The 11,419-nt window shown below is 65.2% G+C and carries 1 protein-coding gene; it reads right to left on the bottom strand.

What is annotated here, in order from left to right:
* Nucleotides 1-37 precede the first annotated feature (37 nt).
* A complete protein-coding gene (locus FHS74_RS01230) occupies nt 38-10,732 on the bottom strand; it encodes a hypothetical protein (RefSeq protein ID WP_184796692.1) in 10,695 nt (3,564 codons plus the stop codon).
* Nucleotides 10,733-11,419: the final 687 nt, after the last annotated feature.

Genomic DNA, 11,419 nt, shown 5'->3' on the forward strand with positions numbered 1-11,419 from the left:
TCTCCCGGGCCGCTGTCGTTTGTGCCGAGGGGGGGTCTTACCAGCTGAGGCGGAGGCCGGCGGTGAAGACGTGGTCGGTTTCGTGCCGGCGGAGCGTGCCGTCGTAGTTGGCGTAGAGGTTGAGGTTGTCGCTTTCCTGCAGGGTGAGGCCCCCGCCGATGCCCAGCGCGTTGGCGCCGGTGTCGGGGCCGGTCACGGCGAAGGTTGTGCCGGCGAAGGCAGCCTGGCTGGTCAGGGCCCGGTCGCGGAAGTCGTGCAGCCAGGATGCCCGGACGGTGGGGGTGATCACCGTGCCGCCGTCCGTCTTCCAGCTGCCGCTGGCCCGGGCGCCGACGCTGCTCTGCAGGGCGGTGGCGTCCAGATCCTGCAGCACCAGGTTCAGGGCGCCGGCCCCTGTTTCCGTGAAGCCATTGCGGCCGACCCGCAGCCACTGGATGCCGGCCTGTGGCTCCAGGGTCAGGTTGGAGACCCGCACCCGGTAGCCGGCGGTGACGCCCGCGCCCAGTTCGTCGCCGGTGGTGTGGCCGAAGGCGGTGCGGCTGAGGCCGCCGAAGCCCATGGTTCGCGCCGTGTCGTACCGGTCGTAGGTGTAACCGGCGTTGCCGGCGACGAACAGGCCGTCCCCCAGGTCGGCATTGCCATAGGCCGACAGGCCATAGCTGCTGGTCTCGTTCGACCCGCCGGAGGTGCTTTGCAGCAGCGTGCCGGCCAGGCCCAGGGTCACGCCCGGCGCCACCGTGCGGTCACCACCGAACAGGCCGCCGCCGGTGTTGCTGTGCCCGCCCTGGGCGTTGCCGTCGCTGTCGACGCGCGAGAACGCCCCCAGGCCTTGGGCCCAGAAGTGCCAGCCGTCCTCGGCCGCCGAACCGGCGGCCATGCCGCGTTCATCGGCTGGCGCCGCCTCACCCCCGCTGGCCATGCTGGTGTAGAGGGTGCGGCCTACCAGTTGGGCCTGCATGGTGCCCTGCATGCCGCCCGACACGCCGTCGCGCACCGCCGCCAGGCGCTGGCCCAGCACCTGGGTGGCCGCCAGGCCCCGGGTCAGGCTGTAGGCGGCGATGTTGGCGTGGGCGCTGCCGCCGATCTGCGCCAGGGCGTCCAGGGACGCCGCCGTGCTGGGCAGGCTGTAGAGGGCTTTCAGCACGGTGGCCAGGTCGCTGCCGGCCGAGGCATTCAGGCCCGCCACCACCCGGCCCAGCGCCTGCTGGTTAGCGCTGGCGCCCAGGGACGCCAGGCTGCCATAGGTGGGGGTGACGAACAGGTCGACGGCGTTGGTGGCGTACAGCGCCGTGAACTGCGTGCCTTCGGCCAGGCCGCTGGCCGGCTGGACGACGCTCGCGAAGGTGCCGCTGACGCCGCCCGCCGCCTGGACGACGGTGAAATCCGTGCCCAGGCCGGGGGTGTAGGTGTTGCTGGCGTTGCCGGTGATGCCGCGCAGCTTGGGGGTCAGCACGGCGCCCGAGCCGATGACGTAGCTGCCGCCGGTGACAAGCACGCGGGAATAGTTGCCCGCGCCGGACCCGGTGCCCGTGCCATCGATGTCGATGGACAGCACCGACTTGGCGCCCTGGGTCAGGCCCTTGGTGAAGGTCAGTGTGCCCGGCGAGTTACCCGGCGCCAGGATGCCGGAGACCGAGGCCGACCCGGTGACCACGCCGCTGCCTCGCAGCGCGCCGCCATCGCCGATGGAGACGGCGCCGCTGATGGTACCGTTCATCGCGACCTTGCCGCCATCCACCGTCACCGATTGGCTGATGGTGCCGCTGGCGTCCACTGTCATCACCGCCGTGGCCGACGCGATCTGCGAGGCCGACACGGTCGTGCCGGACACCTGCACCGGAGCATTCACACCGCCGGAAATCGACAGGCTGCCACCAGTGACCTGCACCGCCTGGCTGCTGACGATGGTGCCGCCGCTGGCCACCGATACATTGCCGCCGCTGATCGTCACCGGCGCGGTGACGGTGCCGCCGACGTTGACGCTACCAGCACTGGCGGTGAGGGACTGGGTCACGAGGCCGCCGCTGCTGATGGACAGCGTGGCGCCGGAACCTGAGACGGTCACGGGTGCGGCTATGGTGCCGCCGACGTTGACGGTGCCGGCGCTGGCGGTGAGGGCCTGGGTCACGAGGCCGCCGCTGCTGATGGACAGCGTGGCGCCGGAACCTGAGACGGTCACGGGGGCGGCTATGGTGCCGCCGACGTTGACGCTACCAGCACTGGCGGTGAGGGACTGGGTCACCAGTCCGCCGCTGTCGATCGACACGCTGGCGCCGGAACCTGAGACGGTCACGGGGGCGGCTATGGTGCCGCCGACGTTGACGGTGCCGGCACTGGCGGTGAGGGACTGGGTCACGAGGCCGCCGCTTGTGATGGACAGTGTGGCGCCGGAACCTGAGACGGTCACGGGTGCGGCCACGGTTCCCGCCACACTGACGTTGCCGGCACTGGCGGTGAGGGACTGGGTCACGAGGCCGCCGCTGCCGATGGACAGCGTGGCGCCGGAACCTGAGACGGTCACGGGTGCGGCTATGGTGCCGCCGACGTTGACGGTGCCGGCGCTGGCGGTGAGGGACTGGGTCACGAGGCCGCCGCTGCTGATGGACAGCGTGGCGCCGGAACCTGAGACGGTCACGGGGGCGGCTATGGTGCCGCCGACGTTGACGCTACCAGCACTGGCGGTGAGGGACTGGGTCACCAGTCCGCCGCTGTCGATCGACACGCTGGCGCCGGAACCTGAGACGGTCACGGGGGCGGCTATGGTGCCGCCGACGTTGACGGTGCCGGCGCTGGCGGTGAGGGACTGGGTCACGAGGCCGCCGCTTCTGATGGACAGTGTGGCGCCGGAACCTGAGACGGTCACGGGTGCGGCCACGGTTCCCGCCACACTGACGTTGCCGGCGCTGGCGGTGAGGGACTGGGTCACGAGGCCGCCGCTGCTGATGGACAGCGTGGCGCCGGCGCCTGAGACGGTCACGGGTGCGGCTATGGTGCCGCCGACGTTGACGGTGCCGGCGCTGGCGGTGAGGGACTGGGTCACGAGGCCGCCGCTGCTGATCGACACGCTGGCGCCGGAACCTGAGACGGTCACGGGGGCGGCTATGGTGCCGCCGACGTTGACGGTGCCGGCGCTGGCGGTGAGGGCCTGGGTCACGAGGCCGCCGCTGCTGATGGAGAGCGTGGCGCCGGCGCCTGAGACGGTCACGGGGGCGGCTATGGTGCCGCCGACGTTGACGGTGCCGGCGCTGGCGGTGAGGGCCTGGGTCACGAGGCCACCGCTGCTGATGGACAGCGTGGCGCCGGAACCTGAGACGGTCACGGGGGCGGCTATGGTGCCGCCGACGTTGACGGTGCCGGCGCTGGCGGTGAGGGATTGGGTCACGAGGCCACCGCTGCTGATGGACAGCGTGGCGCCGGCGCCTGAGACGGTCACGGGGGCGGCTATGGTGCCGCCGACGTTGACGGTGCCGGCGCTGGCGGTGAGGGACTGGGTCACGATGCCGCCGCTGCTGATGGAGAGCGTGGCTGTGCTGTTGCCGACCTCGATCGGGGCGGCGATCACGCCAGCGACATTGACCGCGCCGCCGGAAAGCTGCATCGGCTTGTCGCTGGCGATCACCCCACCGCTGGTGACGGAGAGATTGCCCGATGAGACCTGGATGGGTGCGGACGTGTTCACCACGCCGCCACTGCCCACCGACACATCGCCGCCGCTGACCGACACTGGCGCCGTCACGGTGCCCAACACCGCCACTGAGCCACCGCTCACATTCACTGTCTGGGTGCCGGCGATGGTGGCGCCGGCGCCAAGGCTGACCGTACCCGAAGACACTTGGCCAACCGAGGCGCTACCGCCGCTGATGTTCACCGATCCGCCAGCGATGGTGTTCAGTGTCGATTGACCGCCACTGATACTCACCGTGCCGCTGCTGATGGTGTTCAGCGTAGGCGTGCCGGCTGTCACGTTCACCGTGCCGCCCGTCACTTGATCCACCGTGGTGCTGGACCCGCCACCAATCGTGGTGGTGCTCCCCGATCCGATGCTGCCGACAGTCCCCGTGCTGGCGTCGCCGATGTTGACGATAAGGTCCGTCTGGTTGCCGACAACGGTGGTGCTGGTGGTCAAGATGTGACCTGGGGCCACCAGATTATAGCCGGCATAGGTCGACGTCGTGTCGCCGGCCATCACGATGGTGTAGGTCTGGCCATCCACCAGCGTGAAGCCGGAAGTTGGATTCAGGATGATGGCGCCGCCGCTGATGGCCGCATTGCCAGTGACATTCAAGCCGCCATAGATACTGGTCGACGCCACATTGATGAGCAGCACCCCCGAACCGGACTGGGCATAGTTGCCCGCCACGTTGACTATGGTATCGAGTCGCAGCGTGGCGCTGCCGCTGTTGGTCAGCGTGTGGCTCCCTAAAGCCACGTCCGCGGCCAGCGCGACGTTACCGCTGGCTAGCACCACGTTGCTGAGCGTGTTGACGATGGTGGCGCCGACGATGGACTGGCCCACGCCGGCCAAGTCGGTGAACAGGCCGAAATTGTCGCCGCTGCCGCCCACGATCAGCAGGTCGCGGGAGGAGTTGTTGATGATGTTGCCGGCGATGACGCCCTGGTTCACCAGGGTGCCCAGGACGCCGGTGCTGGCGATGGTCAACGCCCCCAGGGTGCCGCCGATGGAACCGCCGGGCAGGTTCATGAGGGTGTTGATGGTGCCGATGCCGACATCGATGCCGAAGCCGGTGCCGCTGATCAAGCCACTGTTGGTCAGCACGCCGATGCGGCCGCCCACAATCACAGCGGTGGTGGAGGTTCCCGCCGCCGTGAAGTTCCGCGTCACCATCGTGCTGTCCACCGCCAGGCCCGTATTGCCGCCGGAGATGCCACCGCTGTTGGACAGTGTTCCAATGACGCCGCTGGTGGCCAAGCCGATGTTATCGGTTTCGATGGTGCCGGCGTTGGTCAGGGTGCCGATAGTGGATACCACCGTCACCGTGCCATCCGCCGTGTCCATCACCATGATGTCGTTGTTGATGCCAATGGAACCGGACACCCGGCCATTGTTCACCAGGGTGCCGATGGTGCCGCCGATATTGTCGATGCCCCGGTTCCCGACGGTGAAGCCGGCACTGAAGACATAGCTGCCGGAGCCGTCGATGGTGCCGTTATTCACCAGGGTGCCGATGAAGGCGTTGACGTTCTGTACGCCCGCCGCAGGGGCCGGCCGCCAACTGGCGATGCCGGAAATATGGCCGTTGTTGGTCAGCCCACCGATGGTGCTTTGGATCGTGGTGGTACTGAAGCCGCCGTTGCCGATGCCGCCGGAGATCTGGCCGTCGTTGACCAAAGTGCCGAGAGTGCCGTTGTTGGATACGCTGCTGATCGTTCCGGTACCCCTGTTAACCAGGGAGCCGAGGGAGCCCAGGGTGGCGATTCCAATACCAGCATTGTTGTCAGAGATAATGAGGCCGGCATTGATGATGGTCCCGACCCTGCCACCGATCCATAGGAGGGTCCCTGCGCTGCGGATGGTCCCGCCCGCGTGGTTGTCGATAAGGCCAATTGTACCGCTGATATAGGAGCCGTCGTCAGAGAAATAGCCATCAACAAAGATGTCGCCGATGATGACGCCGCCATTGGCGATGGTGCCAATGGCACCGGAATTTGAGATGGCGTCGCCACTGTGGAAGTCGGGAAGGCCACCAAGGACACCGGCTATGGTGGCGCCTGCTTGGTTGACGATTGCCCCGATTGTTCCGCCGTTGGTGATGGCCGTACCACGGGCGAAGGTGCCAGCCGCCCCGATGGTACCGACAATGACCGCGCTCGTCTGGTTAAGGATGCTCCCGATGGTTCCGCGATTGGCGACGGCCGTGGGATAGAAACCAAAGTCGGCCGAAGTGCCGGCAATGGTACCGCCGTTGCTCAACGCACCGATGGTGCCGAGATTGGCCACGCCAGTGCGCCCGCCCCGGATCATGCCCTCATTGTTGAGCGCGCCGATGAATGCCGTCGACGCGGCATTGGCGATACCAATGCCGGCGACGCCTTGGATGGTGCCGCTGTTGGCCAGCATATCGATGGTGCTGGCAAGAGGAGCCAGGGGCGTCAAAATCGTGGAGGTTGTGATCTGGCCGAAATCAGGGCCAACCGTCGTCTGGTGGGTGATTTCCACCACGGTTTCTTGGCCGTTGACGATGCCGGACTGACCGCCGCTAAGCAGGCCGGAGTTCGTCAACGTCCCAATGCTGCCTGCACGGGGCATGCTGTCGGTCCGCAGGGCGAATTCCAGATCGTAGTAGACTTGCCGCACCGTGCCAAAGTTCTGCAGGCCGCTGCCGGCGGCGGCGATGGTACCGCTGTTCGCCATGCTGCCGATGGTGCCGACACCGCCAACACCGACCAGATCCGCCGTGATCACGCCGCTGTTGTCAATGGACCCGACGGTGGCACCATAGATGGTGCTCACACCCAGGAGACTGCTGGCGAATCCTTTCAACAGGATGCCGGTGCCGCCTGCGCCGGCGGCGATGCTGCCGGCATTGGCCAAGCTGCCCAGCGCCACGGTGTTCATGGTGCCGCCCACCTGGATGCCCGCTTGGATGCCAGCGATCATGCCCCCGGTGGCGTTCAGTAGAAGGCCGGTCCGCGCCGCCAGCACGTCCACGCCAACAGCGGCCGTCCCCACGGTGTCCTGGATCAAGCCGCCGTTCAGCAGCGTGCCGATGCTGCTACCCACCTCGATGGCGGCCGTGGGCCCCCTTCCCAGGATGCTGCCGCCCGCCTGGTTGGTGAGGGTGCCGATGCTGCCGTTGGCAGGAAGGCTGACATAGGGATTGACGCTTTGGCTGGTAAGAACGCCAACAGCCCCGCTGATGACGCCGCTATTGGTTATGGTCCCCACATTGGCCGAATTGACGATCAGGCCACCGCTGGAACTGTAGCCCGGCGAGATGGTGTTCACGCCCACGCCCAGAATGGTGCCGGCGTTGGTGATGGCACCGATGGTGGTGGGGGGGACTTGGGCAGAGACCCCACCCCCCACCGCCAAGCCCTGAACCTGGCCTTGGATCAGGCCGGAGTTCGCGATCGAGGACACGACGGCGGGGCCGGAAACTGACACACCGGCACGGGAATAGGCCCCGTACGTCCCTATGGTGCCTCCTGAAAGGTTGGACAGCGTACCCAAGGTCGCGACGGTGTACGTGGAGGAATAAGAATAACCACTTACACCGACGCCGCTGATTGAGCCGCCGTTCACCAGGGTGCCGACGGTGGCTGTGCCGATGGTGACGCCACCGCCCCCCTGGCCACCGGCGATGGTGGCGCCAGCATTGTTGCGGATGACCGTCACGACGGCGCCATTGGCAACGGACAACGCCGTGCCGCCGTAGGTGATGGTGTCCCCGAAAGACGCGGAGCCGGCCAGGATCTGGCCATCGTTGACGATGGCCCCGACCGTCTCGTGGCCGCCGATGGCCAAGCCGCCGCTGCCACCGTTGATGGTTCCACCGGAATGGTTGGCGATGGTTCCGATCTGACCCACGACCGTACCATATGAGAGCAACTGTATGGCCGTGCCGCTGGCGATCGAGGAGTTGCCCCCGATCAGGCCGTCATTGACCAGCGCACCAATGGCACCGCCCTGGAACTGCAGCGCGTTCATGGCGGTGATGGTGCCACCGGCCAGGTTCAGCAGGCTGTCGATCCGCGGCTGCGTGGTGCCGGCCAGGCCGGACAGGGACCCGGTCAACGCGACGTAATAGCCCTTGATCAGGCCGCTGTTGGATAGGGTTCCAATGGTGCCGCCCATCAACTGGATCGCGCCGTTGTTCTGCTGAATCGTGCCGGTGCTGGTGTTGATCAGGCTGCCGATGCTGGCCACCGACTGGCCCACCGCCCCGTCGGAAGTCAGGCTGATGCCCGCACCGGAGAAGACGGTGCCACCACCGATCAGGCCCCTGTTGACCAGCGTGCCGATGGTGCTGTCAACCAAGCGGATCGCGGTGCCGCCGGCGAAGGTGCCGCCGATGCTGTTGATCAGGGTGCCGATGCTACCCGCGCTGGCGGTACCGGAGATGACCGTGCCATCGAGTACCAGGCCGGCACTGTAATAGCCCGTGCCGATGACGGTGCCGGCGTTCGCCAAGGTGACGATGCGGGCATTGCTTTCCAGGCCAATGCTGCCGCCGACGATGGTGCCGCCCGCGTCGTTGAGCAGACTGCCGATGGTCAACCCTGAGACCAAGGTACTGAAGGTCGAAGCGATGGTGTCGTAGCGCAGAAGCGGGCTGACATCCGCAACAACACCCGCCGAAAGGATACCGGTGATCAGGCCGGCATTGTGCAGCGTTCCCACCGTGCCACCTGTCAGCAGGGCGCCCACGGTCCCACCGCGGATGGTGCCCCCGGAATGGTTGTCGACGACGCCCGCCGACCAAGCGGTGTCATAGTTGTTGCCGAAGGAAAGGCCGCTGGTGTTGCCGCTGATGAGACCACCGTTGCTCAAGGTGCCGATGGAACCGGCATAGGCGGCGATACCCGTATTGAAACCGGAGATGACGCCGGTGGCACGGTTGCTCAAGGTGCCGATACCGGTGTCCACCAGATTAAGGCCCCGAGAGATCGAGATCCCGAGACCGGAAATCATGCCATCATTGGCCAATGTGCCGATAGTCGCATCGGCTGCTGTCAGTCCATTCTGCCCGGAGATCCGCGCCGCAGTACCGTTGGTCAAAACGCTTATGGACCCGGCGACATTAATGGAATGGCCAACGGTATCGAAATACGGGCCACCGAAGACAGCTATACCTGCGCCATTCACTCCGGCGATTGTTCCACTATTGGCAACCGTGCCGATATCGCTTCGGTCCACCACCAAGCCGGTGTTCTGAGCGCTGATCGTGCCACCAGCATCGTTCAGTAGGGTTCCGATACTGCCAAGATGGGTGATGCCGGACGCCGCCGCGCCGCTCACCACCATGCCATAGCCGCTATTGCCGGTACCGCCGATGAAGCCACTGTTCGTGACCGTGCCGATTGTGCCCGTCTGGAGGCGGAGACCCGTTCCGCTACCGGCGATGACGGCACCGGCAGCATTGGTGATGCTGCCGATGGTGACGGTCTGATAAACTGGGTCGTTCGTTATCAGCTCGCTCACGCTAATGCCAGCGTAGGTGCCGAAAATGGTGCCGTAATTGCCGACGCCGCCAAGCGTGCTGCGGCCGTTGATGTTCAGCCCGTTGTCTGTGCCGACGATGGTGCCCGTGACGCTGTTGATCACGGTGCCCAACACTGCCGCCGTGCCGCTGTTGACTTCGCCACCAATGTAGACGGCGCCCGCCAGCAAACCTGCATTGCTCAAGGTATCCAGCGTACCGCTGTCGAGCCTGACGCTGTTATGACCACTGATGGTGCCGCCCAACTGATTATCGATCTGCGTAATTGTCGGAACGAAGAATCCGCCAACGACGCTGCCGTTCTCAAAATGGGTAATGGTGGCCGCGTAGACTTCCAGCCCAGCGCCGCCCACCTCACCCGCAATAACGCCACTATTGGCCACCGTGCCGATCGTGACGCCGCCCATTTGCATGCCACCGATGATGCCGCCGCCGCTGGCATTGATGATCCGATCGGCCGTGAAAGCCTCAAGGTCAGCGCCAGTGCCGAAGGTGGCCTTGATAAGGCCGCTGTTTAGAATCGTGCCGATGCTTCCATCTGAGAGCTTTAACGCATGGGTGCCCCCGGCAATGACACCACCGGCAGCGTTGATCAGCGTCCCGACAAACGGGGCACCCGGCGACAAGGAAGCGGACATGATGATACCTGCGGACGCCGTTCCGGTGATGGTGCCGCTGTTTGTCAATGTGTCGATCACGCCGCTGTTGAGGGAAATGCCCTGGTAACCAAGGATGGTACCGGACTGGCCGTTGATCAGCTGCGAGATCGACGCAATGGCTGGAATGGATCCCACAATGCTAAAAGTGTGGGAATCCAATTGGTAAAGATATTCAGACGTCAAGTTGATGGCCCCACCGAAACTGGAGCCAAGAATGGAACCGTTGTTCACGAGACTGCCGATGGTTCCCCCCGTCAGCTTGATGGCGACGTTATCGCCAAAGCCGGACGAGGCGATCACCGCGCCCTGCAAGTTCATCAGCGTATCGATGCCAGCGATGGTGGGGACCGAGCCCCCGACGCTCAATTGAGACGCCAGCACAATCCCTACGACCCCACCGATTGTGCCGCTGTTGGTGAGGTTGCCGGCGTGGCTGAACACCTGAATGCCGACCCCCTGGCCACTTGGTGGTGAGGCCAGGATGGTACCGCTGTTGGCGATCACGTCGATCGGGCGGGCGAATTCCACGCCCACGGCATTTGCCAGACTGCCCTGGGCCAGAATTGTCCCGGTATTGGAGAAGACCGACGTCGTCCCCTCCACATCGACGCCGATCGCGACACCGTTGCTGATGTTGATCGCTATCAGACCATTGTTGGTGAAGGTACCGATAGTGGCGCCGCTTTGAATCGCTGCCGCTACACTGCTGCTGAACGACCCCGTCACGCTGATAGTGCTGTTGTTCGTCAGATTGCCGGACCCGACGGAGATGGAACCTGATGGCGAGGTTATCGTGGTGTCGGCCCGAGCGCCGGGGGAAGACGCTATGATGGCGAACGCGGAGGCAGAAAGCAGTAGGGTCTTAGCGCGGTTATGGGCGGGGGTGCGCATGGTGGGAAATGCTCCTGAGATATGATTTTCGACGTAATGGGGAGAGCCCGTGCCGCAGGGGTCGGGGGCAAATCTAGGATTTGTCTGGAGTATCTGCCGAACTTGGGGGGCTAGAGCGCAAAGGCTCTCTGACGGTTTTCAAGCCTCCGCTAAGCGGGGGTGACCTCGCGCTGTTCGATCAAGCATTTTATGGGACTGCCCATCTGTTTTACATTTTTAGCTGACAAAAACGCATTCTTCATGGCGGTTAACTCATTTTTGCAAATTAGGAGCTATTCCGCCAGCGTTAGTCCCAATGAAACTTCTCGCAAAGTGGATGGCATACATAAGTATGCTCGCGCGTTGTTTTTGCGTACGCGGGGTTCCGTGGTGGAGAGGCAAATGTGAAGAGGAGCCGCTGCTCTTCAGTCCTCGTGCGCCGCCATCTTCGGTCACCATTAGGGCCGCTTCCGACGGGCTGACCCAGCGGCGTTCGCGCTGGCCCTTTTCCGCCCAGTCCTCCAACTCCCGCTCCACCTCGAGCAGATGGGCGTCGACGGCGCTTGCCCGAGGGCATGACCTTGAAATAATGGAAGGTGCCGATCAGGCCCGCTTCCTCGAACGCTTCGTTCGCCGCCCCGCCCCCGGGCGTTCAGCGTCTTCTCCGGCCAGCCCTTGGGCACCACCCAGCGCCGCGTCTCCCGTGAG

Origin of the sequence: Nitrospirillum iridis, from assembly GCF_014205765.1 — a bacterium.
In the GTDB taxonomy this organism is placed as follows: Bacteria; Pseudomonadota; Alphaproteobacteria; order Azospirillales; family Azospirillaceae; genus Nitrospirillum; species Nitrospirillum iridis.

Excerpts from the sequence above, each read along its gene's own strand:
- FHS74_RS01230 (WP_184796692.1), bottom strand. The coding sequence starts at position 10,732 with ATGCGCACCCCCGCCCATAACCGCGCTAAGACCCTACTGCTTTCTGCC.